The sequence below is a fragment of the Pseudomonas sp. GW823-FHT05G12 genome, assembly GCF_058795575.1.
Genome location: NZ_CM179501.1, coordinates 2,261,583 through 2,284,221 on the forward strand (window position 1 = coordinate 2,261,583; position 22,639 = coordinate 2,284,221).

Genomic DNA, 22,639 nt, shown 5'->3' on the forward strand with positions numbered 1-22,639 from the left:
TTGCTGACACCGGAATGTTTCTGTCATTCGGGCCTCGTTGCAGCACAAGGCTGCTTCAGGGGGGGGCAAGGCCGGGTCAATACACCCACACCTCGACCCGCCGGTTGCGCAGCCGGCCTTGCTCCAGTTCATTCCCGGCCACTGGCAGTTCATCGCCCATCCCGGTCACCTGCAGCACCTCCACGCCACCGCGCGCCAGTTCGCGGCGCACCGCTTGCGCACGTAGGCGGGAGAGCAGGGCTGCGCGCCCAGGGGTTTCCTTGGGGTCGCCGAACCCCACCAGCACTGCCTTGCCCTGCAGCTTCCCGGCCTGGCGCAGGTACTCTGTCACCCGCTGTACGTCGCGCAGGGCCTTGTTATCCAGGCTGGCGCTTCCTTCCTGAAAGCGGAAGTTCACACTCAGCCGCTGCGCCTGCCGGGCCAGGGTACGATAGGGCGGTGGCATGTCGCTTTGGGGGGCGACAGACAGGGCCTTGATCTGCTGCGAAACGAAACCCTGCTGGGCGATGATCGCCTGGCCGGCCGGGCTCTGGGCAAAATCGACCAGGGCCTTGGCCTGGGGCTTGGGGTTGGCCGGCAGGTAAAAGTACAGGCGCCGTGAAAGTGGGTAGTCCTCGCTGGCCACCCGTGCGCGCTCCGGCAGCAGGGCCGGCGCGTCGCCTTCGGCCACCGCCAGCACCTTGGCCCCGTGTACGGCGGCCAGGCTGCTGAAACCGATGGCCTGGCGGTCGGTACCCACGCGTGCCGCCAATTCGTCACTGGACTCGAAACGCCTGGCCTTGGCCGAAAGCTCGCCATGCTGAGGTTCCAGCACCAGCGCCTTGAAGGTCTCGAAAGTGCCGGAACGGTCGTCACGGGCATACAGATGAATGGCCCCGCCAGGTATGCCCAGTTGTTCCCAGCGCTGGATCTGCCCAGAGAAAATGTGCGCCAGTTGCCGGATGTTCAGTTGGGGTATTGGGTTGTCGGGGTGGACGATGACCGCGACGCCGTCGAGGCCGATCACTTGTTCGGCGCCGGCTGCGCGAAGGTCGCCCAGCGCCTGCAACTGGCGCACTTCACTGTCGTTGATCGGCCGCGAGGCGGCGGCCAGGTCCGCGTCGCCACGGCCCAGCGCGACAAAGCCGGTGCTCGAGCCGTGGGCGGCAATGTCGATGCGCAAGGGCTGGCCGTGCCCGTCGCGGGCGGTGATCACCCATTCGTTGGCCACCTTGCCCGGCTGTTGTTCGATGGCGTTGGCCTGCTGTGCGCGCAATTGCCCCTGTACCAGCGCCGGCAGCAAGGCCGCGCCGATGGTGTTGGAGCCTTGCACGCGCAGGTGCAGGGGCTCAGCCAGGGTCGCGAGTGGTAGCAGGGTGAGCAGCAAGACAAGCAGGCGGAGCATGCCGGGTGACCTGTGGCATAGAGTTGGCCGGCAGATTACGACAGTGGCGTGATGATAATGTGACGGGGCGTACGCCTCCAATAGTGCAGCGCCTGCCAGATCGTGTGCCGCGCGGGCGGTGCTCGATCTGGCAGGCGCTGCAACGCACAAGAGCGTTAATGCGCCCCGGCCGACTTGCTCAGGTCGCTCTCGGCCCATTCGGTATAAATGCAAGCGTCTGCCACTGCCCAACGCACCTTCACGCTGTCGCCCGGCTGCATCGGCATGCCCGCCGCCGACAGTGCCTTCACGGTCAGCTCGGTACCCCCTGCAGTCACCACATGGCAGGTCTGGCTTTCACCCAGGAACAGCACTTCGCCAACCTTGGCAGTGACCTCGTTCCAACCCGCCGGCAGCGGTTCACGCATGGCCTGTTCGGCGCTCAGGGCCACGGCCTTTTCCGGGCGCACCATGATCAGTGCATCCTGCGAGGCGGCCAGCCCCGGGGTCAAGCGAATGGCCACTGGCTGGCCCTCGAAGCTGCCCGCGCCGTTGCTGCTGGCCTTGATCCGCAGGAAGTTGGAGTTGCCCAGGAACGATGCGACAAAGGCATTCGGTGGGTTCTGGTACAGGTCGTAACCGGTGCCCAGGCCGACGATCTTGCCGTGGCTGAAAATGGCGATGCGCTGGGACAGGCGCATGGCTTCTTCCTGGTCGTGGGTGACGTAGACGATGGTGATGCCCAGGCGGCGGTGCAACTGGCGCAGTTCGTCCTGCAGGTCTTCACGCAGCTTCTTGTCCAGCGCGCCGAGCGGCTCGTCCATCAGCAGGATGCGCGGCTCGTACACCAGCGCCCGGGCGATCGCCACGCGCTGCTGCTGGCCGCCCGACATTTGCGAGGGTTTGCGGTGCGCGAACTGTTCCAGTTGCACCAGCTTGAGCATGGCGTCGACGCGCTTGGCGGTTTCGGCAGCGCCGAGTTTGCGAATGGCCAGTGGGAAGGCGATGTTGTCACGCACATTCAGGTGCGGGAACAGCGAATACCGCTGGAACACCATGCCAATGTCACGCTTGTGCGGCGGCACGTTGACCAGCGACTGGCCGTCGACCAGGATCTCGCCGCTGCTCGGTGTTTCGAAGCCGGCCAGCATCGACAGGGTGGTGGACTTGCCCGAGCCGCTGGAACCGAGGAAGGTCAGGAACTCGCCGTCCTGGATCTCCAGGTCGAGGTTGTCCACGGCGGTGAAGTCGCCGTAGTGCTTGTTCAGGCCGCGCAGGCTGACCAGGGTTTTGCCGTGCGCGTTGTCTTTGATCACTGCACTCATTGTTGTTTTCTCCGCGCTCAGGCGTTTTCGGTGCGCCGGCGCAAGGCGGCGGCAATGAACATGACCAGCAACGACAGGCCGATCAGCAAGGTCGAAGCCACGGCGATGACCGGGCTCAGGTCCTGGCGCAAGGTGGTCCACATCTTCACTGGCAGGGTCTGCAGGTCGGGGCTGGCCATCATCACGCTCAGCACCACTTCATCCCAGGACACCAGGAAAGCGAACAGGCCACCGGCGATCATGCCGGGGCGGATGGCCGGGAACGTGACCTTGAAAATCGCCTGCAGGCGCGAGGCACCGCAGATCACCGCGGCATCTTCGATCGACTGGTCGAACAGTTTCAGCGAGTTGATGATCGAGATGATGGTGAACGGCAGGGCGACGATCACGTGGCTGACCACGAAGGCGAACAGCGTGCCGGTGTAACCTAGCTTGAGGAACAGTGCGTATACCGCCACGGCAATGATCACCAGCGGCACGATCATCGGCATGGTAAACAGCCCGTACAGCAGCTCGCGGCCCGGGAAGCGGCCACGCACCAGGGCGAATGCGCTGGGCAGGCCCAGCAGCACAGCGGCGATGGTGGTCAGCACGGCCACCTTCAGGCTGGCCAGTGCGGCGTCCATCCACTCCGGGTTGGAGAAGAACTGGCCGTACCACTTGAAGGTCCAGCCCGGTGGCGGGAACACCAGCCACTGTGACGAGCCGAATGACAGCAACACGATGAACACCACCGGCAGCAGCAGGAAGGCCGCGATGACCCCGGTGGTCAGGTACAGGCCCGTGCGCAGCGGGCGGCCCATGGCATTGGGAGACAGGAGCATGGCGGTTTACCTCGCGTTGCCAACCGGGGATTCCGGCTGCAGCTTCAGGTACAGGTAGAAGAGCACCAGGGTGATCGCCACCAGCAGTGCGGCAGCGGCGCTGGCCAGGCCCCAGTTGAGGAACGACTGCACCTGCTGGATGATGAATTCAGGCAGCATCATGTTCTGCGCGCCCCCCAGCAGCGCCGGGGTGACGTAGTAACCGAGCGACATCACGAACACCATCAGCGCCCCGGAGAACAGCCCCGAGCGGCACAGCGGCAGGAACACCTTCCAGAAGTTGGTCCACGGGCTGGCGCCACAGATCGAACCTGCCTGCAGCACCATCGGGTCGATGGCGTGCATGGTCGCCTGCAGTGGCAGCACGATGAACGGGATCATGATGTAGCTCATGCCGATTACCACGCCAGTGAGGTTGTGCACCATTTCCAGCGGGGCATCGATGATGCCCATGGCCATCAACGCCTTATTGATCACGCCCGAGCTCTGCAGCAGCACCAGCCACGAGTAGGTGCGCGCCAGCAGGCTGGTCCACATCGACAGCAGCACGATGTTCAACAGCCAACGGCCCCAGCCCTTGGGCACTAGGGTGATCGCCCAGGCCAGCGGGAAGCCCAGCAGCACGCTGATCAGGGTCACCACGCCGGCCACGGAAAAGGTGTTGAACAGCACACGTGCGTAGGCCGAGTTGGCAAACAGCTGCTCGTAGTTACCCAGCCCAGGGGTGGGTTCCAGCACCCCGCGCAGCAGCAGGCCGACCAGCGGGGCGAAGAAGAACACGCCAAGGAACAGCAAGGCGGGTAGCAGGTTGCGGCTGCCTTTCCAGCGCTGGCTCAGGCTTGCGCGGCGCGGGGTGGTGCCCGGGGCGCCGGCACCCGTGGGGGTACCTTGCGCATTGTGCAGGGCGTTGATGGCGACTTTCATTTGACCAACCACTCATTCCAGCGGGCCGCGATGGCTTGACCGTTCTTGGCCCAGTAGGCGAAGTCGAGGGTGACCTGGTCCTGGGCGTAGGCAGTTGGCAGGTTTGGCGCGAGGTCTTTGTCCAGTTTGGCCACGCTGTCGACGTTGACCGGCGCGTAGGCGGTCTTGTTGGCGAATTCGGCCTGGCCCTCGGCGCTGCTGGCGTTGGCCAGGAATTTCATGGCCGCTTCCTTGTTCTTGGCGCCTTTGGGGATGACCAGGAAGTCGGCCATGACCAGGTTCTGCTTCCAGCTCACGCCCACCGGTGCACCGTCTTGCTGCAGGGCGTAGACACGGCCATTCCAGAACTGGCCGAGCGAGGCTTCACCCGAGGCCAGCAACTGCTGCGACTGGGCGCCACCGCCCCACCAGACGATGTCTTGCTTGATGGTGTCGAGCTTCTTGAAGGCGCGGTCCAGGTCCAGCGGGTACAGCTTGTCGGGGGCTACGCCGTCGGCCAGCAGGGCCAGTTCCAGCACGCCGGGGCTGGGCCATTTGTACAGGGCTCGCTTGCCGGGGTAGGCCTTGGTGTCGAACAGCGCGGTCCAGTCCACCGGCTTGTTGGCCCCGAGCTTGCCTTCGTTGTAGCCGAGCACGAAGGAGAAGAAGAATGAACCGACGCCATGGTCGGAGACGAAGCGTGGGTCGATCTTGTCGCGCTTGATCTGGTTGAAGTCGAGGGGTTCGAGCAGGCCTTCGCTGGCGGCACGCAGGGCAAAGTCGGCTTCGACGTCGACCACGTCCCACTGCACGTTACCGCTCTCGACCATGGCCTTGAGCTTGCCGTAGTCGGTGGGACCGTCCTGCACAACCTTGATGTTCGTGGCTTTGGTGAACGGTACTGCCCACGCTTCTTTCTGGGCGTCCTGGGTCGTACCGCCCCAGCTGACGAAGTTGAGGCTGTCGGCGGCCTGGGCGGCCTGACATGCCAGGGTCAGCAGGCTGGCAGACAGCACTGCGGTTACACGTTTGCTTAACAGCATGGTTACGCCCTCGTTGCTTTTGTTATTCGAGGCGGGGCTTTTGGTGCGCCCGCCAACAGTGTTCGGGGAGCAGCTAAAACAAAGTGTTCTGGTGGCCGTTTTTAATTGTAGGTGCCGGCCTGTAGACTCAAGGTCTACGGGATATCATATTATGGTATTCCAAGATTTTGGCAAGAGGTATGGGGCGACCGGCCATCACTCCGCCCTGTCAAAAGCACCAAGGGCCCTGTAGGAGCGGGTGAACCCGCTCCTACAGAGCCTCGATAAATCAGTTGCTGATGTTGCTTTTAGCTTGCAATCCCGGGTTCGAAGGGGATGCTCTGCACCACCTCCAGCTCATAGCCCGCCAGCCCCGCGTATTTCAGCGGTGGCCCCAGGTGACGCAGCTTGCCCACGCCAAGGTCCTGGAGGATCTGCGCCCCGGTGCCCACTTCGGAATACACCTTGGACTGGCCACGTTGATAGGGCCGCACAGGGTGGGTCAGTTGTGGCACGCGCTCAAGCAGGGCCTGGGAGGATTCGTGGTTGGCCAGGATCACCACCACGCCAGTACCTTCATCGGCCACCTTCTGCAGCGCCGCCCACAGCGTCCAGTTGGCGGGGCCGGCGTATTCGGCACCTACGAGGTCGCGCAGCGGGTCGATCACATGCACCCGCACCAGGGTCGGCTGTTCGCGGCGAATGTCGCCCATGACCATGGCCATGTGCACACCACCTTCGATGCGGTCTTCATAGGTGACCAGGCGGAAGGTGCCATGCACCGTCGGCAGCTCGCGCTCGCCGATGCGCTTGATGGTCTGCTCGGTGCTCAGGCGGTAGTGGATCAGGTCGGCGATGGTGCCAATCTTGATGCCATGCCGGGCGGCAAACACTTCCAGGTCGGGGCGTCGAGCCATGGTGCCGTCGTCGTTCAGCACTTCAACGATGACCGAGGCCGGGCTGAAGCCGGCCAGGCGTGCCAGGTCGCAGCCTGCTTCGGTGTGGCCGGCACGGGTCAGCACGCCGCCTTCGCGGGCGCGCAGGGGGAAGATGTGGCCAGGTTGCACCAGGTCTTCGGGGCGGGCGTTGGGGGCCATGGCCGCTGCCACGGTGCGTGCCCGGTCAGCGGCAGAAATGCCGGTGGTGACCCCGGTGGCTGCCTCGATCGACACGGTGAACGCGGTGCTGAACACGCTACCGTTGGCCGGAACCATCTGCTCCAGGCCCAGGCGCTGGCAGTGATCGTCGGTCAAGGTCAGGCAGATCAGCCCGCGCGCCTCGCGAGCCATGAAGTTGATGGCCTGGGCGTCGCAGCGCTCGGCGGCGATCAGCAGATCGCCTTCGTTTTCCCGGTCCTCGTCATCCACCAGCAGGACCATCTTGCCTTGCCGGTAGTCCTCGAGAAGTTCCTCGATGGTGTTGAAAGCCATGGTGCACGCTCACTGTGGTGGGGTGAATTTTATGGTATACCATCATACACAAATATCCCCATAACAGGAGAGCTGCACATGAAGGCCTACTGGATAGCCCATGTGGACGTGACCGACCCCGAGCAATACCAGCAGTACACCCAGCGCGCCCCGGCAGCCTTCAAGGCATTCGGCGGTCGCTTCCTGGCCCGTGGCGGGCGTAGCGAGGCGATGGAAGGAAGGGCTACGCCTCAGCGTAGTGTGGTGATCGAGTTCGATTCGTACGCGCAGGCCGTCGCCTGTTACCGCTCCGCGCTGTACCAAGAGGCATGCAGCCATCGCCAAGGGGTGGCGAAGGCTGAGGTGATCATTGTGGAAGGGTTTGAGCCCTGAGCTGGATTTGCCGGCCCTTTCGCGGGTAAACCCGCTCCTACACAGGCCACCACAGAATTTGACGGTTGTGGTGCCTGTGTAGGAGCGGGTTTACCCGCGAAAGGGCCGGACCTGCCGCACCGCTGGCAGATTCATTGAAGCCTGCGGGCCGTTTCCGCAAATAGAAGCAAAAGACCCGCCCAGGCGGGTCTTTTGCTCATCGCCTCACTGCAGATGCACTTTAAGTTCGTTGCCCGCCTGCCGCAGCGCCGCCTTTACTGCCGGCACTTGGCTCAACGGGTTGAGCAGCCCATAGTCATGAATCATTCCGTTGTAGCGCACCGAGGTTACTGTCACGCCCGCCGCATTCAACTTGCGGGCATACGCCTCACCTTCATCCCGAAGCACATCGAACTCAGCCGTTTGCACCAGGGCCGGTGGCAAGCCCTTCAGCTGTTCGGTGGACGCCCGCAGCGGCGAGGCGTAGATCTGCGCCCGCGCCTTTGCATCAACGGTGTAGTTGTTCCAGAACCACTTCATCATCCCGGTGGTCAGGAAGTGTCCTTCGGCAAACTGCTTGTACGACGCTGTCTCGAAGCTGGCGTCGGTCACCGGCCACAGCAGCAACTGGAAGCGCAGGGCAGGGGTACCGGCCTCTTTGGCCTTGAGTGCAACTACCGCCGCCATGTTGCCGCCAACGCTGTTGCCGGCTACCGCCAGGCGCTTGCCATCCACGCCGATCTCCTTGCCATGCTCGGCCACCCAGCGCGTCGCGGCGTACGCCTGGTTGATCGCCGTCGGGTAGTGCGCTTCCGGTGACGGGGTGTAGTCCACATAGACCGCCACCGCACCCGAGCCGACTACCAGGTCGCGGATCAGTCGCTGGTGGGTCGGGAAGTCGCCCAGCACCCAACCGCCGCCGTGGAAGAACATGAACACCGGCAGATCACCTTTGACATTAGTCGGGCGCACCACTTGCAGCTTGATCGATTGGCCATTGGCCTGAATCGTGCGTTCCTTCACTTCGATCCCCGAGAGGTCGACCTTCACCGAATCCTGGGCGCCGGTCAGTACCGCGCGGGCGTCGTTTGGTGTGAGCTGTTCCAGCGGCTTGCCACCCCCTTTCTCCAGGGCTTCGAGGAAGGCCTGGGTGTGTTGTTCGACACCAGGGCTGCCTGCGGCGAAGGCACTGGAAACGGACAGGGCCAAGAGGGAGGTGGTGAGGGCTTTGTGGACAATGTTCATGGGCGAATCCTTTTCTGTGCAAGTGTTGGTAGTGGGCGTCTTGCCTGGCCTTTGGGGCCATCGCTGCGACTTGTGCGTAGATTAGGCAGATGCACTTGTGGGAAAAAGCCGCTATAAAGTGTTTGACTGTCAGCTAGAGCGAGACAATGAACCCTTACGAAGACATGCGGATCTTTGCCCAGGTGATGGAGGCCGGTAGTTTCACCGCTGCCGCCGACCGTCTGGGCATGTCCAAGCAATCGGTCAGTCGGCGCCTGATGCAGCTTGAGGAGCGCCTGGGCGTGCGCCTGCTCAACCGCTCCACCCGGCGCCTCGACGCCACGCCACTGGGGCAGCACTACTACCAGTCGGCCCTGCGCCTGTTGGGTGAAGTGCAGCAGGTCGAACACGACATCAGCGGCCAGGCCCAGGTCTTGCGCGGCACCTTGCGCCTGAGCGCGCCGCTGTCGTTTGCCATGGCGCACCTGGGCTGCCTGCTGACCGAGTTTCTGCAGCTGCACCCCCAGGTTGATGTGGAGGTAGACCTGAGCGACCGCGCTGTGGACCTGATTGGTGAAGGCTATGACCTGGCGCTGCGGATTGGTGCACTGGAGGACTCCAGCCTGATCGCCCGGCGTATCGCCAGTGTCGAGCGGGTCTACTGTGCGAGCCCGGCGTATTTGCAAGCACGGGGAGTGCCGGGAATACCGGATGAGCTCGCCGCGCATGATTGCCTGCCTTATGGGCATTCGCGGCAGGTGCAGTGGCAATTCCACAAAGGTGGCAAAACCCAGGCAATTCAGGTGACCGGGCGCATGCGGGCGAACAATGGCGAGTTGCTGCGGGGGGCTGCGATTGCCGGGATGGGGGTCACTTACCTGCCGACCTTTATCGTTGGGCAGGCGTTGGCGGAGGGGCAACTGGTGACGGTTCTGGATGAGTGGCGCCCGCCCGCGCTGCAGCTGTCGGCGGTGTATCCGCAGCACCGGCAGGTGGCGCGGCCGGTGCAGGGTTTTGTCAGCTTCCTGCGCGCGCGGCTGGCGCAGCTCTGACCGTCGGTACAGGCTATGCTTGCCCTATGAGTACACCCGTTCCTTTACGCCAACCTTGCCCCCCTGGCGCCTGCGTCTGCGGCCGCGAGCAACTGGCCGACCATCCGCAGGCCGCCCAGCGCATCCTCTTGCTGACCCGGCAGGAAGAAAAACGCCTGCTCGAACGCCTGGAAAACCTGAAGGACCTGGAAGACCTTCAACGTCTGCAGCAGCGCCTGTACGAAAACCTCGGCATCCGCGTGCACATCGCCCCCGGTTACAACGAGGTACGGACCATGCGCGGCATCGTCATCGAACTGGACGATCAGCCCGGGCTGTGCCGCAAGACCCGGCAGTCTATCCCGGCGGCGATCCGGCGCGGGCTGGAGCGTAATCCGCAGGTTGCGTTCCGGTTGCTCGATACGCACGACCTGTTGCGTGATACCTGAGGGTTAATACCGGCATCGGCCGTGGCCACATGGGGCGCGTCAATTCCGTTAATTTTTACAGCGCTTGCTACGTCTACTTGAAAGCCACCCTGCGCCAGGCGCGCAGCGGCATCATCATTTAAGGAGACAGGCAATGACTTCCGTTTTCGACCGCGACGATATCCAGTTCCAGGTAGTGGTCAACCACGAAGAGCAATACTCGATCTGGCCCGACTACAAAGCCATCCCCAATGGCTGGCGTGCCGTGGGCAAAAGCGGCCTGAAGAAGGAATGCCTGGCCTACATCGATGAAGTCTGGACCGACATGCGCCCGCTGAGCCTGCGCCAGAAAATGGCCGAAGCTGCCGCCCAGTGACCGTGCTGAACCTGCTGTGCCTGCCGTACTCCGGGGCCAGCGCCATGGTCTACAGCCGCTGGCGGCGCAAGCTGCCGGCATGGTTGCAGGTGCGCCCGGTAGAGTTGCCTGGGCGGGGCGCGCGCATGGCCGAGTCGCTGCACACCGACATGCAAGTGCTGGCTCGGCAACTGGCCAGCGAGCAGCGACTGGCGGCAAGCGCTCCTTATGCGCTGCTCGGCCACAGCCTGGGTGCACTGCTGGCCTTCGAGCTGGCCCATGAGCTGCAGGCATTGGGCTGCCCGGCGCCGCTGGCCTTGTTCGCCTGCGGCACCGCGGCACCTACCCGGCGTGAGGACTACGACGGCAACAACTGGCGCGAGCCCAAGAGCGACGCCGAGCTGATCAGCGAGTTGCGCGCGCTACAAGGCACGCCTGAGGAAGTGCTGGCCAACGCTGAGCTGATGAGCCTGACCCTTCCGACCTTGCGCGCGGATTTTCTGTTGTGCGGCACTTACACATACCGGCAGCGGCCGGCGTTGCAGTGCCCACTGCATGTGCTGGGTGGCGTGGATGACCGGGCCAGCGATGAGCAACTGCAGGCATGGCGCTGTGAAACTCACGGCGCGTTCTCGCTGCAGATGTTCCCGGGTGGCCATTTCTTCATCCATGAGCAGGAAGACCGTGTGCTCGCTGCGCTGACCGCGTCGCTGCAGCCGCTTCGGCTGTCTGCCTGATTGACGACACCGCTTGCCTGGGGGAGGCTAGGGTTTTCCCAGGCAAGAGGCAGACAATGCTGATCGATCCACTCAAGGCCACGCTACTGGTCGTCGACATCCAGGAAAAGCTGATCGGTGCCATGAGCGACCCCGAAGGCACTCGGGCACGGGCCCGTTGGTTGCTGGCGGCGACTGCCGAGCTGGCGCTGCCGACGGTAATTTCCGAGCAGTACCCCAAAGGCCTGGGTCATACCCTGGCCGAACTGCTGGCCGCAGCGCCGGCAGCCGAAGTGGTGGAAAAAAGTCACTTTTCCTGCGTGGCTGCCGAGTGCCTGCCAGCCAGTTTGATGGCGCGTGAGCAAGTGATCGTCTGCGGCATGGAAACCCATGTTTGCGTGCTGCAGACCGTGCTCGGCCTGTTGGCGCTGGGCAAGCAAGTGTTCGTGGTCGAGGATGCCTGCGACAGCCGCAGCCCGGCCAGCAAGGCCGCAGGCCTGGCGCGCATGCGTGCCGCCGGCGCGCAGTTGGTGACCCGCGAGATGGTGTTGTTCGAGTTGATGGGCAGTGCCGGGCACCCGCAGTTCCGCCACATCAGCAAAACCTATCTGGTCGGTGAACAGCCCTGAACGGCCGGTTACTGGCCATTTCGGTGATGGCCCTGGTGCTGTTGCAAGGCTGTGCCGGGCGCCGCGAAGAAGCGCCCGAAGCGGACCCGGCGAAAGTCCGTGCGCAGCTGTTGCGGCTGTTACCCGCCCAGGTCAAGGACCGCGAGGGTTGGGCCAAGGATATCCAGGCAGCCTTCGAAGCCCAGCGCATAGCGCCCAGTAAAAGCAACCTGTGCGCAGTGCTGGCGGTGACCGAACAGGAGTCGACCTTCACTGCGGACCCACAGGTGCCCAACCTTGGGCGCATCGCCCGCCAGGAGATCGACCGCCGCGCTGCGCGCCTGCATATTCCCAAACTGCTGGTCGACGGTGCGCTGAAGACGCCGTCGGGCAACGGCAAGAGCTACCAGCAGCGGTTGCAGATGGTGCGCAGCGAAAAGCAGTTGAGTGAACTGTACGACGAAGTCGTTGAACGCGTGCCGCTGGGCAAGACCTTGCTGGACGGGCTGAATCCGGTGCAGACCGGCGGGCCGATGCAGGTCAGCATCGACTTCGCCGAAAAGCATGCAAGGGATTACCCCTACAGCCATGAAGGCACAATTCGCCAGGAAGTGTTCAGCCGGCGCGGCGGCATGTACTTTGGTATTGCCCACCTGTTGGGCTACCCGGCCAACTACGAGCGCCAGCTTTACCGTTTCGCCGATTTCAACGCGGGCTGGTACGCCAGCCGCAATGCGGCATTCCAGGCGGCGTTGAGCAAGGTCACGGGGGTGAAGTTGGCACTGGACGGCGACCTGGTGGCGCCGGGGGCGATCATGCCGGGGACCACCGAACTGGCCGCGCGCAAGCTGGGGGTGAAGCTGGGGCTGCGTAACCCGCAGATCCGAAGCCAGCTGGAGGAGGCTGACAGCCTGGCGTTCGAGGACAGCAAGCTGTACAGCGGGGTGTTTGCCCTGGCAGATGCCAAAGCCGGCAAACCGGTGCCCCGCGCAGTGCTACCGGGCATCGAGCTGAAGAGCCCGAAGATTACCCGCAAGCTGACCACGGCCTGGTTTGCCGGGCGGGTGGATGAGCGTTATCAGCGGTGCATGAAGCGTTAGCCTGGCAGCAACCGTTAAACGGGTTTACCCGCGAATACGGTGGCAGCGGCAACGGTGATCGGCGGGTGGAGATTGGCCAGCAGGCCCGGCCCTTTCGCGGGTGAACCCGCTCCTACGAGCCCCCGATGCGTGTGTAGGAGCGGGTTTACCGGCGAATACGGTGGCGGCGGCAACGGTGAACGGCGGGTGGAGATTGGCCAGCAGGCCCGGCCCTTTCGCGGGTGAACCCGCTCCTACGAGCCCCTGATGCGTGTGTAGGAGCAGGTTTACCCGCGAATATGGTGGCGGCGGCAACGGTGAACGGCGGGTGGAAATTGGCCAGCAGGTCCGGCCCTTTCGCGGGTGAACCCGCTCCTACGAGCCCCCGATGCGTGTGTAGGAGCGGGTTTACCCGCGAATACGGTGGCGGCGGCAACGGTGAACGGCGGGTGGAAATTGGCCAGCAGGTCCGGCCCATTCGCGGGTGAACCCGCTCCTACGAACCACCGGTGCGTGTCCACTGCAGCCGCTCGGGCCTGTCCGATCAGCGCTCGCCCAGTGCCCCAACCACCTGGTCAACGCTGGCCTCGAGCCCCGCAATTGCATCCTCAGGGTCACTCTCCACCACCACCAGCCTGGCCCCGGCCGCCTTGATCACCTCGGCCACTGCCGCGTCCGGCTGACGATGGTCCAGCACCAGCGCCACGTCCTGCGCCTTCAGGTTATCCCCCAGCGCCTTTAGTGCGGCCGCATCCCAATCGGCCGGCAGTGGCTGCTCGACCGCATCGAGGTTCAACCCGTTGACCAGATAGCCCAGCCGCTCCGACAGGCTCACCACCGTCAGGTTGTCGACTTTGGCCAGCCGCGTCTGGCTGCTGGCCGAAAGCTCCAGCAATTGGCGCTTGAGCCCTGCCAGGTTGCCCTGGATCTTTGCCTTGTCGTCCGGCGCCAGGCGCTCCAGGTCATTGGCCACCACGTCAGCCATGCGCCCGAGGTTGGTCGGGTTGAGCCAGGGGTAAGCGTCATAGGCATCGTCACCGCTCACCGCAATGCCCGGCAGGGCACCATCCACCGGTCGTGCGGCATCGATCTCGACAATGCGGATATTGCTGCGCCGAGCCATCGGGTACAGCGGGTCGTCACGCCAGATCGAACGCACGGCGATCACCGCATCTGCCTGCTGGGCGGCCTTGTGCAGGCCTGCGCCGCCACGCCCACTGAAATACGACGGCTGGCGGCTGGCAGGCAGGTTGGCCGGTGCCGCCCGCTGGAGCTGCACCGCAGTGCCTTCGAGCAAGGCGCTGGCCAGGCTGTGGGTGACCGGCAGGGTCGTCAGCACTTGCGTGGCGAAAGACAGGGACGGTAGGCCGGCCAGTGCCAGCGCCAGAGTCAGGTGTTTGAAGTTCATGCCGGATTTCCTTGCAGGCGGGGAACGAGCGCGCGGGCCAGGGCGGCCAGGGCAAAGCAGATGCCGGCGACCAGGATGATCGCGGCCCCTGACGGCACCGGCAGATCGAAAACGATCGGTAGCAGGATGCCGAACAGGGTACTGATGGTGGCAATCAGCACCGACAGGAAGAAAAAGCCCTTGAGCGACTGGCTGACCAGGCGAGCGGCGGCGGCCGGGATGACCAGCAGTGCACCGACCAGGATGGCCCCGATCACCTTCACCGCAGCCACGGTCACCAATGTCACCAGCACAACGAACAGATAGTCCAGGGTCTTAACCGCCACCCCGCGCACAGCCGCCAGCTGCGGATTGAAACTGGCCAGCATGATGCGGTTGTACAGCGGCAGCGCCAAGGCCAGCACCAGCACTGCGACGATGCCCAGCACGACCAGGTCCTGGGCGCTAACGGTCAGCACCGAGCCGAACAGCACGTTTTCGAGGATGTGCACGTTGATCTTGCCCGCCAGCATCAGCAGCAGGCTGGCGCCCAGCGCCAGCGACACCGACAGGAACACGCCAATCAGTGTGTCCGGCGACAGCCCGGTACGGTTGCGCAGGAAGTTGAGCAGGATGCCGAACAGCAGGCAGTAGCCGAACAGGCTGCCGTAAGGGCCGGTATAGGGCTCACCCAGCAGGATACCGATGGCCACGCCGGTCAGCGCCGCATGGCCCACCGCTTCGGAGAAGAACGCAAAGCGCTTGACCACCACCAAGGTGCCCAGGCCACCCAACACCGGGCCGATCATCAGGCCGGCCAACAGGGCGTTGACCACGAAGCCGTAGGCCAACGCCTCGGGCAGATAGCCGGCAGTGGCCCAGTCCTGGACCGTTTGGCGAAAGATTTCAAAACTCATCAGGCAAGGCTCTCGCTACGCGGGTGAACGGAGAACAGGCCGAGCAGGCGCTCCGGGGTCAGGGCCTGGGCAGGCGGCGCATCGAACAGCACCTGGCGGTTCAGGCCTGTTACCCGGTCCGCCAGGCGCAACACGGCTTCCAGGTCATGCTCGATCCATAGAACGGTAGTGCCGGCCTGGCGCCAGCCCTGCAATAACTGTTCGAACACCTGGATTCCGGCTTCATCGAGGGCCGACATCGGTTCGTCCAGCACCAGCAATTGCGGCTCGGGGATCAGGCCCTGGGCCAGCAGCACGCGCTGGCGCTCACCGCCGGACAGTGCCCCCATGCGCCGCGTGCGCTTGTCGAGCATGCCAACCTTTACCAGGGCTGCATCAATGGCCGGCTTCACGCGCCGCGACAGGCCGAGGAAGGCCGGGCGGCGCTGGCACATGGCGGCCATGAAATCGTCCACGGTCATGGGCAGGCCGCGGTCGAACTCCAGTGCCTGCGGCACGTAGCCAATCACTTCGCGCTCACCTGGCCAATGCAAGGTCAGCTGGCCCTGGTGTGGCATCTGCCCGAGCAGGGTTTTGATCAACGAGCTCTTGCCACCGCCGTTGGGGCCGACGATGGCGTGCACGCTGCCTGCTGCCACGCTGAAACTGACCTGTTCGAGGATGCGCGTGCGCCCCAAGGTCAGATCGATGCCAGTGAACTCGATGCGCGGCCCGCAGGCTGTCGCCAGCTTGGCGGCAGCGGTCATGCGCGGTTCTCCTGAATGGCGCGGACCACCGTGTCGAGGTTGCGCTTCATTTCCACCTCGTACTTGTCCTTGGTGTACTCGCCGTAGGAGATATGCGTCAACGGATACAAGCGCACACCGGACTCACGCTGAATGGTTTCGACATAGGCCGACGGGAAGTCCATTTCCGAGAAAATCACCCGCACGTCCAGCGCCTTGAGCTGGTCGATGGTCTTTTTCAGCTGCGCCGGGCTGGGCTCGATGCCATGGGCCGGCTCGACGACAGCGGTCACCTCCAGGCCGAAATCGCGCACCAGGTAGTCATAGGCGGCATGAATGGTAGCGACCCGGAACGTTGCGCCAGGGGCTTCGGTGACCTTGGCCAGGGCCTCGGCACGCAGGGCGCGCAGGCGCTTGGCGTAGGCACGGGCGTTCTGCGTGTAAAGCTTGGCGTTGTCCGGGTCGAGCTTGCCCAGTTCACGGGCGATGTTGTTCACCTGGGCGATGGTGGTGCTGATCGACAGAAAGGTGTGCGGGTTGACCACCTTGCCGGCACCGCGCGCGGCGATGCCAGTGGCCGCCAGCAGCGGCACGTTCTGATTGGCTTCGATAGTGGCGATGTCGGGTTTTTCGCTGGTGGCGATCATGCGGTCTGCGAAATCGTCATGGCCAACACCGTTGAGCACCACCACGTCCAGTGTGCCGATGCGCTTGATGTCCTCGGCCCGCGGCTCGTAGGCGTGCGGGTTGAAGCCCGCCGGAATCAGGGGAACCACCTCGGCCTTGTCGCCGACAATATTGCTCACGTAGCTGTAGTAGGGGTGCAGGGTGATGCCGATTCGCAGCGGCTTGCTGTTATCGGCCAGGGCCATTGCCGGCAGGGCAAGGGACAGGAGCAGGGCGAGGGCGGAGCGAAACATGGGCGGGTCCTTGGGTTCAGTGACGGTGTTCGCGGGTAACACCGGCGTCGTAGTGGCTGACCACCTGCTGCCAGCCAGCGGCGATCAGGGCGGCCTGGCCGAGGTCGTCCGGGATCACGGCGGCGCTGTCGCGGCGCAGCCAGACATCGGCTTGGCCTGTGCTGTCGGGTGGCAGGATCAGCAGCAGGCTGCCGGCAACTTCCGGGGCCTGGCTGCGACCCAGGTAGGCGCCGGGTTCCAGCCATGACCATTGGTGGCCGCCACGGCTCTGGCTGCCGGCATCGACCACGAACGGCGGCAGGCCTTCTTCGGCCAGGGCCTTTACGCTGGGCGTGACGGCGTTTTCTTCGCGCAGTAGCTGGATCTCGTCGAAGGCTACCCGCAGGTCGGTGTACAGGCCTTGTTCGGCGGCGGTGAGGTCGCGGCGGGCGTCGATCTGGTGGCTGGCGATGGCCTGTTCGTCCTCGCGCTCACCGCGCAGCAGCACCACGCTGGCGGCGAGCACCACGATCAGCAGGCTTGCCAGCAGCACGTACAGGGTTTCGTGCCCGGCACCAGCCGGGCGAATGACTTGGGCGCGGCTCATGGTTGGGCGATATCGGCGTAGTCCACTTCCACCACGTGCCCGGGGCCGGCATCGAACAGCACATAGAATTCGCCGTCCGGGCGCTTGAAGGTCAGCGTCGAGTCGTCGCCAAGCTTGCCGCCGACCAGCACCTGTTCGTCATAACCGATCACGTCCAGGGTCACCCCGGGGGCACCGCTGCCGTCCGAGAAACCGCCGGTGCACTTGACCTGGCCGTTGGCCAGCTCCTCGCATTCGCACATCGGGTTGTGCGCCAGCGCCGGGCTGGCAGCCAGTATCAGGAAGGGCAGCGTCAGGGTGCGCATCAGGTATTTCATTTGTTGCCTCCTTGTTTCTCGAGCCATGCAACGGTGGCTGGCGATGCCTTGGCCAGGGGGATCGACGCCTGGTGCATGCTGCCGTCCCAGCCTTCCAGGGTGATCCAGATGTGCGCATCGGGTTTGGTGCGCGGCGGGATCGGCAACGAGGTGCCCATGTTGTACGGTGCACCGAAGAAAATGGTGCCGGCGGCGCGCAGGCTGCGTGGCTTGCCGATTCGCAGGTAGGCGGCCTTGACGTCCTTTATGCAGGCCTTGCACAACGCTGCATTGAACGATTTGAAGTAGCCGGCCGGGCCGTCGGCGCGTGGCGCCTCGTCACGCAGTTCGGCAAGGTCGAGGCTGTAGGGGCCGACCTGGATGTCACTGATCACGTTGGCGCCAAGGCCCGCCTCGCCGCGGAACAGCCTGGCGTCGGCGAAGTACTTGGGCATGAAGCCCAGCGGGATGAGGATCAGCAGGATGTTTAGATGAAAACGCCACTTCAGCCAAAGCTGCTTCAGCGGGCTGGCGGGCAGGGCCTGGCTCATGAGTGGATCTCCACGGTGGTTTCACTGTGTGCCGCACGTGGAGCGCGCTCGCTGCGCTTGAGGGCCGCGGCGGTGGCCTGGGCGGTGCGTTTGGTCCAGATCAGCAGGCCGCTGAGCACCATCAGGGTCAGGATCAGGCCGAAGAAGAACCACACCAGCTTGATCGGCAAACCGCCAAAGTCGCCGGTGTGCAGCGGGCGCATGGACTCGGTGACGAACTCCAGCGCCGAACGGTCGCTGATCAGGAACTGGCTGTCGACATTGCGTGTGTACGGATTCACCGAAGCACTCTGGAACATCAACGGGTACCAGCCCGGGCCAGACAGCGTGACGTGGCTGTAGGCAGTGGCGGGGAGCGAGATGGAGGTCACTTCCAGCCCTGGGATCGCCAGACCGGCAAGGCGTGCCGCCTCATCCAGGTCGATGCGCGAGGCGGGGCTGCCATCTGGCGTTTGTGGCACTTCCTCACGGGCGATCACCGGCACGATGGGCTGGCTGGAAAGGGTGATGTGGTTGTCAGACAGGATCGCCTGGATCAGGAACCAGGTGCCGGTGACGGAAATGACCGCAATGAACCAGATTGACCACACCCCGGACAGACGGTGCAGGTCACCCCAGAAAATTCGCGAACCATGGCCGGTACGCACGGGTTTGAAAAAGCCTTTCCAGAACTTCTTGTAAACCACCAGGCCGGTGACCAACGAGGCCAGCATCGGCAGGCCGAGCAGCGATACCAGATACCAGCCCCAGCTGAAACCGTTGGTGAACGGCACCAGCCACCAGCCGTGCAGGGCGCGGGTGAAGGCTTCGAAGTTGAAGTCTGGGGTCCTGCCCTGAATGGTTCCGGTGTAGGGGTTTACATACAGCGTCGGGCTGGTGCCGTCAGGCAGCGTGACATTGGCTTTTACCGCGAAGTGCGAACCATCCGGCTGGCTCAGGCGCTCCACCACCATGTCCGGCTCGGCCTTGTTCAAGGCCTCCAGTACCTGCTGAAAGCTCATGCGCTCGGTGTCCGCGTCTGGCTTGTTGGCGCGCACCGCCGGATCGGCGAGCCAGACGATTTCCTGACTGACCACGGCGAGCATGCCGGTGAAACAGACGATCAGGACAAAGAACCAGATCGGCAAGGCGAGCCAGCTGTGGACCAGGAACCACAGCCTGGATTTGGATTTTTTCGGTGATTTGGCCATCAGACGGTCTTCTGCTATTGGTGGTCGAGCGTGTGCCAACCAAAGAGTGCTGTACTGATAAGGACGAATGAGAATTGAAAACCTGCAGGTTAAAATGAAACTAAATGTTTCAAAGCACAAAAACCGGACTGCGCACGAGGCATCAGTCCGGCCTTGATGGCGGGTTGCAGAGGGGTCAGGCGCGGGTCAGCGCCACTGCTGCTTGGGGTTTTTCGTGCAGCTGCTCCAGATCCTGGTACAGCGCTCGGCCAATTTCCGCAGCGCGGGTTGGCAGGACCGAAAGCAGGGTGTCACTCAGGCCGTGGCTGCTTTCGCAGAAGCCCTGCAGGTACACCGAGGCTTGCAGGTCGGGGCTGGCCAGTACGCGGTAGTTGCGGTCGACGCTGAAGTCCTCCAGGTAATCGGCCAGCGGCGCCAGCAATTCACGGTGCGAGCGGCGCTCGTAACCGGTGGCGAGGATAACGGCATCGTAGCGGTGGGTTTGCTGCTGGCCGGTGGCGAGGTCGCGCAGAGTCAGTTCCAGGCCTTCGCGGGTGGCCACCACCGCTTCCACCTGGCGCCGGCACAGCACATTGTGGCGGTGCTGATGGGCAACCTTCTGCCGGTAGAGGATGCCGTAGATGCGCTCGATCAGGTTGAGGTCGACCACCGAGTAGTTGGTGTTGTGGTATTCGCCCAGCAGCTTGCTGCGCTGGTCGGCCGGTTCGTTGTAGACCAGGTCGGTATAGTCGGGCGAGAAGATCTCATTGACGAAGGGGCTGTCGTCGGCGGGCTTGAGGGCCGAGCCGCGCAGAATCATGTCGACCTTGACTGACGGATAGCTGTCGTTGAGGTCGATGAATGCCTCGGCGGCGCTCTGGCCTGAGCCGATCACGGCAATGCGCATGGGCTTGCCAGCCGTGCACGGCAGTTTGGTCAGGCTGCTCAGGTACTGCGAGTGGTGGAACACTCGCGGGTCGTCCTTGAAGGCGCCGAAGTTTTCCGGAATTTTCGGTGTGCCACCGCTGCCCACCACCACCGAGCGGGTGGGGCGGCTGTATTCGCGGCCTTGTCTGTCACGCGTGATTACGCACAGGTGTTGGACCCGGCCTGCATGCACGTGCGGTTCGATGCGCAACACTTCCTGCCCATACACCGCCTGGGAGGTGAAATGCTCGGCGGCCCAGCGCAGGTAGTCGTTGTACTCCAGGCGGCAGGGGTAAAAGGTGCCGAGGTTGATGAAGTCGGCCAGGCGCTGCTTCTGGTGCAGGTAGTTGACGAAGCTGTACGGGCTGGTCGGGGTGCGCAGCGACACCAGGTCCTTGAGGAACGAGATCTGCAACTCGCTCTGGGTAGCCAAGGTCTCGCCGTGCCAGTGGTAGTCTTGCTGCTTGTCGATGAACAGTGCGTCGAGCGCATGGCCCCGGGATTCGGCGAGTTCTTCCAGGGCGATGGCCAAGGCCAGGTTGGAGGGGCCGAAGCCCACGCCGATCATGTCTTTGATGGTTTCCTGCTGTGAGGACTGGCTCATGGCTGCGATTCCCTGAATGGTCGAATATGGACGCCCGCCGGGGCTCCGGCTCCTGCGCAAGTACATGAGTTGGAACGAGCCAGCCGAGGGGGAATTTAAGCGGGCTAAAGAACAGCGTGAGGCGGCCGATGTGTTGGTTACGGCAAGGACCAATCTTTCAGGCAGGGAATCGACATGAGCGGCATCACGGCAAGCAACCTGATGATCAATGGTGTTTCAGCGCAGACGCTGAGCGCGAACGCAGCAACCGAGCGTGAACAGGCGAAACAGGCCGGTGAGGCGGTGGGGCCGTTGAGCGTCAGCAGTGACAGCATGAAGGTGTCGGTGGGTAGCCAGGCGCAATCCACCGACGCTGAAGGCAGTGGCGAATCGGGGGCTGTGAGCGAGCTGCGTCAGTTGATCAAGGATCTGCAGAAGCAACTGGCAGAAGAGCAGAAACAATTGGCGGCATTGCAGAACAGCAAGATGGACGAGGCTGCCAAGGCGGCAGCGATAGGTGCCAAGCAGGCGAGCATTGCCACCCTCAACGGGCAGATCATGGCGGCCACGGCGCAGTTGCTGGAGCTGTTGCAGCAAGAGGGCGGCAGCAGTGCGGGCGGTATGGTCAGCGCTACGGCCTGATTGGACATGCACAGGCCGCTGTAGGAGCGGGTTTACCCGCGAATGGGCCGCCCTGCTGGCCAATTTCCACCCGCCGTTCACGGTTGCCGCCGCGACCGTATTCGCGGGTAAACCCGCTCCTACACCTATCGAGGGTGGACACACATTGGTGATTGGGCGCAGGCCGTCGTGTAGGAGCGGGTTTACCCGCGAACACGGGCGAAGCCCGTGCTATCCACCGCGTGGTCTGTTTCGCCAACAAGCCCGCACGTTCCAGGAAATGGCGGTCATTCGGCCGCCAACCGCCCCTTGTTCTGCCGGTCGGCCTTGTATTGCATGGCCACCGCCGGTGCCGGCTTGGCGCTACCGGTTTCCAGCCATTGACGCATGCGGCTGGCATCGGCGAAGTGGGTGTACTTGCCAAAGGCATCGAGAATGACCATGGCCACCGGGCGGTTGTCCATGCGGGTCAGCAGTACCAGGCAGTGCCCGGCCTCGTTGGTGAAGCCGGTCTTGGTCAGCTTGATATCCCAGTTGCTTTTGTTCACCAGGTGGTCGGTGTTACGGAAGCCCAGGGTGTAGTTGGGCTTGCGGAAGGCGACGGTCTTTTCGCGGGTGGTCGACAGCTCGCTCAGCATGGGGTACTTGCGCGAGGCCATCAGCAGCTTGGCCAGGTCGCGGGCAGTGGATACGTTCTGCGTCGACAGGCCGGTCGGCTCAACATAGCGGGTATGGGCCATTCCCAGGCTGCGGGCTTTGGCATTCATTGCCTTGATGAACGCCGGATAGCCGCCGGGGTAGGCGTTGGCCAGGCTGTTGGCCGCACGGTTTTCCGACGACATCAGGGTAATCAGCAGGGTTTCGCGGCGGTCCAGCTGGCTGCCCAGGCGCACGCGCGAGTACACACCTTTCATTTCCGGGTTGTTGGCAATGGTCATGGTGAGCATTTCATCCATGGGCAGCTTGGCATCCAGTACCACCATCGCCGTCATCAGTTTGGTCACCGAAGCGATCGGCACCACGCGGTCGGCATGGCTTGAATACAGCTCCTGGTTGCTGTTCAGGTCTATCAGCAGAGCGCTGCCCGAAGCCAGATGCAGTTTGGATGGGTCACGTTGAACCTGGGCCGGGGGTTGTGCAGCAGCAGTCGACGGAAGGGTCGCGGTACCTGTGAGCAACAGCAGCAGGCTGAGGATGGACAGGGATGTTTTCACGTTGAGGCTCACTAAAAGTTGGTATGTCGTTGGCTGTGCAAGGGTTTTCCCCCTAAAACCGATGCATTTTGGAGTATGGCTGAA

25 protein-coding genes are annotated in these 22,639 nt (G+C 63.6%); 8 read left to right on the plus strand and 17 right to left on the minus strand.

The features are described from left to right. Positions 1-76 precede the first annotated feature (76 nt). From AC3RCM_RS10275 to ribBA, 6 genes are all read right to left on the minus strand, one after another. Positions 77-1,384 carry a substrate-binding domain-containing protein gene (locus tag AC3RCM_RS10275; RefSeq protein ID WP_064490965.1) on the minus strand — a complete coding sequence of 436 codons (1,308 nt, stop codon included), beginning with the start codon at positions 1,382-1,384 and terminating at the stop codon, positions 77-79. A gap of 155 nt (positions 1,385-1,539) precedes the next feature. After that, positions 1,540-2,688 carry an ABC transporter ATP-binding protein gene (locus AC3RCM_RS10280; RefSeq protein ID WP_064490966.1) on the minus strand — a complete coding sequence of 383 codons (1,149 nt, stop codon included), beginning with the start codon at positions 2,686-2,688 and terminating at the stop codon, positions 1,540-1,542. 17 nt (positions 2,689-2,705) lie between these two features. Then, a complete protein-coding gene (locus AC3RCM_RS10285) occupies positions 2,706-3,512 on the minus strand; it encodes an ABC transporter permease (protein ID WP_003256236.1) in 807 nt (268 codons plus the stop codon). A gap of 6 nt (positions 3,513-3,518) precedes the next feature. Further along, positions 3,519-4,436: an ABC transporter permease gene (locus AC3RCM_RS10290; protein WP_010954644.1), complete on the minus strand. Its 918-nt coding sequence runs from the start codon at positions 4,434-4,436 to the stop codon at positions 3,519-3,521. Continuing rightward, positions 4,433-5,458, minus strand: coding sequence for a polyamine ABC transporter substrate-binding protein (locus AC3RCM_RS10295; RefSeq protein WP_020190567.1), 1,026 nt, complete (start codon positions 5,456-5,458; stop codon positions 4,433-4,435). Before AC3RCM_RS10295 ends, AC3RCM_RS10290 begins: the two co-directional genes overlap by 4 nt. A 287-nt stretch (positions 5,459-5,745) precedes the next feature. Continuing rightward, the gene (ribBA, locus tag AC3RCM_RS10300; protein ID WP_020193491.1) at positions 5,746-6,867 is read right to left on the minus strand and encodes a bifunctional 3,4-dihydroxy-2-butanone-4-phosphate synthase/GTP cyclohydrolase II; all 1,122 of its coding nucleotides are present in this window, start codon (positions 6,865-6,867) and stop codon (positions 5,746-5,748) included. 78 nt (positions 6,868-6,945) lie between these two features. Here ribBA and AC3RCM_RS10305 point away from each other — a divergent pair, with 78 nt between their 5' ends. Further along, positions 6,946-7,239, plus strand: a complete 294-nt coding sequence (locus tag AC3RCM_RS10305) for a DUF1330 domain-containing protein (RefSeq protein ID WP_003256229.1) — start codon at positions 6,946-6,948, stop codon at positions 7,237-7,239. 204 nt (positions 7,240-7,443) lie between these two features. Here the strand turns inward: AC3RCM_RS10305 and AC3RCM_RS10310 are convergent, their stop codons facing one another. After that, complete coding sequence (locus AC3RCM_RS10310) at positions 7,444-8,463, minus strand: alpha/beta hydrolase (protein WP_198747316.1); 1,020 nt, start codon at positions 8,461-8,463, stop codon at positions 7,444-7,446. 146 nt (positions 8,464-8,609) lie between these two features. Between AC3RCM_RS10310 and AC3RCM_RS10315 the strand changes: the two genes are divergently transcribed. The 6 genes from AC3RCM_RS10315 (at position 8,610) to AC3RCM_RS10340 (ending at position 12,680) form a co-directional block, all read left to right on the plus strand. After that, positions 8,610-9,494 (plus strand): LysR family transcriptional regulator, encoded by an 885-nt coding sequence (locus AC3RCM_RS10315; protein WP_029615478.1) that lies wholly within the window; start codon positions 8,610-8,612, stop codon positions 9,492-9,494. A 26-nt stretch (positions 9,495-9,520) separates the two neighbouring features. After that, complete coding sequence (locus tag AC3RCM_RS10320) at positions 9,521-9,922, plus strand: hypothetical protein (RefSeq protein ID WP_010954639.1); 402 nt, start codon at positions 9,521-9,523, stop codon at positions 9,920-9,922. 133 nt (positions 9,923-10,055) lie between these two features. After that, positions 10,056-10,277, plus strand: a complete 222-nt coding sequence (locus AC3RCM_RS10325; protein ID WP_016711157.1) for an MbtH family protein — start codon at positions 10,056-10,058, stop codon at positions 10,275-10,277. Then, positions 10,274-10,993 carry a thioesterase II family protein gene (locus AC3RCM_RS10330; protein WP_104886213.1) on the plus strand — a complete coding sequence of 240 codons (720 nt, stop codon included), beginning with the start codon at positions 10,274-10,276 and terminating at the stop codon, positions 10,991-10,993. Before AC3RCM_RS10325 ends, AC3RCM_RS10330 begins: the two co-directional genes overlap by 4 nt. Positions 10,994-11,049: 56 nt before the next feature. Next, positions 11,050-11,601: a hydrolase gene (locus tag AC3RCM_RS10335; RefSeq protein ID WP_064490969.1), complete on the plus strand. Its 552-nt coding sequence runs from the start codon at positions 11,050-11,052 to the stop codon at positions 11,599-11,601. Positions 11,602-11,627: 26 nt separating this feature from the next. Then, entirely contained in the window at positions 11,628-12,680 is a 1,053-nt protein-coding gene (locus AC3RCM_RS10340) for a DUF1615 domain-containing protein (protein ID WP_492629567.1), read from the plus strand. Between the two features lie 523 nt (positions 12,681-13,203). Here AC3RCM_RS10340 and AC3RCM_RS10345 read toward each other — a convergent pair. From AC3RCM_RS10345 to AC3RCM_RS10385, 9 genes are all read right to left on the minus strand, one after another. Continuing rightward, positions 13,204-14,067 (minus strand): metal ABC transporter substrate-binding protein, encoded by an 864-nt coding sequence (locus AC3RCM_RS10345; RefSeq protein ID WP_104886210.1) that lies wholly within the window; start codon positions 14,065-14,067, stop codon positions 13,204-13,206. Then, on the minus strand, positions 14,064-14,963 hold the full coding sequence (locus tag AC3RCM_RS10350; RefSeq protein WP_064491487.1) for a metal ABC transporter permease: 900 nt from the start codon (positions 14,961-14,963) through the stop codon (positions 14,064-14,066). The genes AC3RCM_RS10345 and AC3RCM_RS10350 overlap by 4 nt, the downstream gene beginning before the upstream one ends. Beyond that, entirely contained in the window at positions 14,963-15,709 is a 747-nt protein-coding gene (locus AC3RCM_RS10355) for a metal ABC transporter ATP-binding protein (protein WP_020192954.1), read from the minus strand. The genes AC3RCM_RS10350 and AC3RCM_RS10355 overlap by 1 nt, the downstream gene beginning before the upstream one ends. Then, positions 15,706-16,608 (minus strand): metal ABC transporter substrate-binding protein, encoded by a 903-nt coding sequence (locus AC3RCM_RS10360; RefSeq protein WP_020192953.1) that lies wholly within the window; start codon positions 16,606-16,608, stop codon positions 15,706-15,708. Before AC3RCM_RS10360 ends, AC3RCM_RS10355 begins: the two co-directional genes overlap by 4 nt. 16 nt (positions 16,609-16,624) lie before the next feature. Continuing rightward, complete coding sequence (locus tag AC3RCM_RS10365) at positions 16,625-17,194, minus strand: DUF6162 family protein (protein WP_064491485.1); 570 nt, start codon at positions 17,192-17,194, stop codon at positions 16,625-16,627. Further along, entirely contained in the window at positions 17,191-17,511 is a 321-nt protein-coding gene (locus AC3RCM_RS10370) for a hypothetical protein (protein WP_020192951.1), read from the minus strand. Before AC3RCM_RS10370 ends, AC3RCM_RS10365 begins: the two co-directional genes overlap by 4 nt. Then, the gene (locus tag AC3RCM_RS10375) at positions 17,508-18,041 is read right to left on the minus strand and encodes a PA2404 family protein (RefSeq protein ID WP_014590504.1); all 534 of its coding nucleotides are present in this window, start codon (positions 18,039-18,041) and stop codon (positions 17,508-17,510) included. Before AC3RCM_RS10375 ends, AC3RCM_RS10370 begins: the two co-directional genes overlap by 4 nt. Then, positions 18,038-19,231 (minus strand): PepSY-associated TM helix domain-containing protein, encoded by a 1,194-nt coding sequence (locus AC3RCM_RS10380; protein ID WP_064491483.1) that lies wholly within the window; start codon positions 19,229-19,231, stop codon positions 18,038-18,040. The genes AC3RCM_RS10375 and AC3RCM_RS10380 overlap by 4 nt, the downstream gene beginning before the upstream one ends. A gap of 175 nt (positions 19,232-19,406) precedes the next feature. After that, the gene (locus AC3RCM_RS10385; RefSeq protein ID WP_010954626.1) at positions 19,407-20,741 is read right to left on the minus strand and encodes a lysine N(6)-hydroxylase/L-ornithine N(5)-oxygenase family protein; all 1,335 of its coding nucleotides are present in this window, start codon (positions 20,739-20,741) and stop codon (positions 19,407-19,409) included. 174 nt (positions 20,742-20,915) lie between these two features. Between AC3RCM_RS10385 and AC3RCM_RS10390 the strand changes: the two genes are divergently transcribed. After that, positions 20,916-21,362: a hypothetical protein gene (locus AC3RCM_RS10390; RefSeq protein WP_020192949.1), complete on the plus strand. Its 447-nt coding sequence runs from the start codon at positions 20,916-20,918 to the stop codon at positions 21,360-21,362. A gap of 266 nt (positions 21,363-21,628) precedes the next feature. On the opposite strand, the gene pbpG is transcribed toward AC3RCM_RS10390, so the two are convergent. Then, positions 21,629-22,555, minus strand: coding sequence for a D-alanyl-D-alanine endopeptidase (gene pbpG, locus AC3RCM_RS10395; RefSeq protein WP_010954624.1), 927 nt, complete (start codon positions 22,553-22,555; stop codon positions 21,629-21,631). Between the last annotated feature and the right edge of the window lie 84 nt (positions 22,556-22,639).

Excerpts from the sequence above, each read along its gene's own strand:
- AC3RCM_RS10355 (WP_020192954.1), bottom strand. The coding sequence starts at position 15,709 with ATGACCGCTGCCGCCAAGCTGGCGACAGCCTGCGGGCCGCGCATCGAG.
- AC3RCM_RS10275 (WP_064490965.1), bottom strand. The coding sequence starts at position 1,384 with ATGCTCCGCCTGCTTGTCTTGCTGCTCACCCTGCTACCACTCGCGACC.
- AC3RCM_RS10375 (WP_014590504.1), bottom strand. The coding sequence starts at position 18,041 with ATGAGCCAGGCCCTGCCCGCCAGCCCGCTGAAGCAGCTTTGGCTGAAG.
- AC3RCM_RS10380 (WP_064491483.1), bottom strand. The coding sequence starts at position 19,231 with ATGGCCAAATCACCGAAAAAATCCAAATCCAGGCTGTGGTTCCTGGTC.
- AC3RCM_RS10360 (WP_020192953.1), bottom strand. The coding sequence starts at position 16,608 with ATGTTTCGCTCCGCCCTCGCCCTGCTCCTGTCCCTTGCCCTGCCGGCA.
- AC3RCM_RS10280 (WP_064490966.1), bottom strand. The coding sequence starts at position 2,688 with ATGAGTGCAGTGATCAAAGACAACGCGCACGGCAAAACCCTGGTCAGC.
- AC3RCM_RS10320 (WP_010954639.1), top strand. The coding sequence starts at position 9,521 with ATGAGTACACCCGTTCCTTTACGCCAACCTTGCCCCCCTGGCGCCTGC.
- AC3RCM_RS10295 (WP_020190567.1), bottom strand. The coding sequence starts at position 5,458 with ATGCTGTTAAGCAAACGTGTAACCGCAGTGCTGTCTGCCAGCCTGCTG.
- AC3RCM_RS10350 (WP_064491487.1), bottom strand. The coding sequence starts at position 14,963 with ATGAGTTTTGAAATCTTTCGCCAAACGGTCCAGGACTGGGCCACTGCC.
- AC3RCM_RS10345 (WP_104886210.1), bottom strand. The coding sequence starts at position 14,067 with ATGAACTTCAAACACCTGACTCTGGCGCTGGCACTGGCCGGCCTACCG.
- AC3RCM_RS10390 (WP_020192949.1), top strand. The coding sequence starts at position 20,916 with ATGAGCGGCATCACGGCAAGCAACCTGATGATCAATGGTGTTTCAGCG.
- AC3RCM_RS10305 (WP_003256229.1), top strand. The coding sequence starts at position 6,946 with ATGAAGGCCTACTGGATAGCCCATGTGGACGTGACCGACCCCGAGCAA.
- AC3RCM_RS10290 (WP_010954644.1), bottom strand. The coding sequence starts at position 4,436 with ATGAAAGTCGCCATCAACGCCCTGCACAATGCGCAAGGTACCCCCACG.
- AC3RCM_RS10310 (WP_198747316.1), bottom strand. The coding sequence starts at position 8,463 with ATGAACATTGTCCACAAAGCCCTCACCACCTCCCTCTTGGCCCTGTCC.
- AC3RCM_RS10385 (WP_010954626.1), bottom strand. The coding sequence starts at position 20,741 with ATGAGCCAGTCCTCACAGCAGGAAACCATCAAAGACATGATCGGCGTG.
- ribBA (WP_020193491.1), bottom strand. The coding sequence starts at position 6,867 with ATGGCTTTCAACACCATCGAGGAACTTCTCGAGGACTACCGGCAAGGC.
- AC3RCM_RS10315 (WP_029615478.1), top strand. The coding sequence starts at position 8,610 with ATGAACCCTTACGAAGACATGCGGATCTTTGCCCAGGTGATGGAGGCC.
- AC3RCM_RS10325 (WP_016711157.1), top strand. The coding sequence starts at position 10,056 with ATGACTTCCGTTTTCGACCGCGACGATATCCAGTTCCAGGTAGTGGTC.
- AC3RCM_RS10285 (WP_003256236.1), bottom strand. The coding sequence starts at position 3,512 with ATGCTCCTGTCTCCCAATGCCATGGGCCGCCCGCTGCGCACGGGCCTG.
- AC3RCM_RS10365 (WP_064491485.1), bottom strand. The coding sequence starts at position 17,194 with ATGAGCCGCGCCCAAGTCATTCGCCCGGCTGGTGCCGGGCACGAAACC.
- AC3RCM_RS10370 (WP_020192951.1), bottom strand. The coding sequence starts at position 17,511 with ATGAAATACCTGATGCGCACCCTGACGCTGCCCTTCCTGATACTGGCT.
- AC3RCM_RS10340 (WP_492629567.1), top strand. The coding sequence starts at position 11,628 with ATGGCCCTGGTGCTGTTGCAAGGCTGTGCCGGGCGCCGCGAAGAAGCG.
- AC3RCM_RS10335 (WP_064490969.1), top strand. The coding sequence starts at position 11,050 with ATGCTGATCGATCCACTCAAGGCCACGCTACTGGTCGTCGACATCCAG.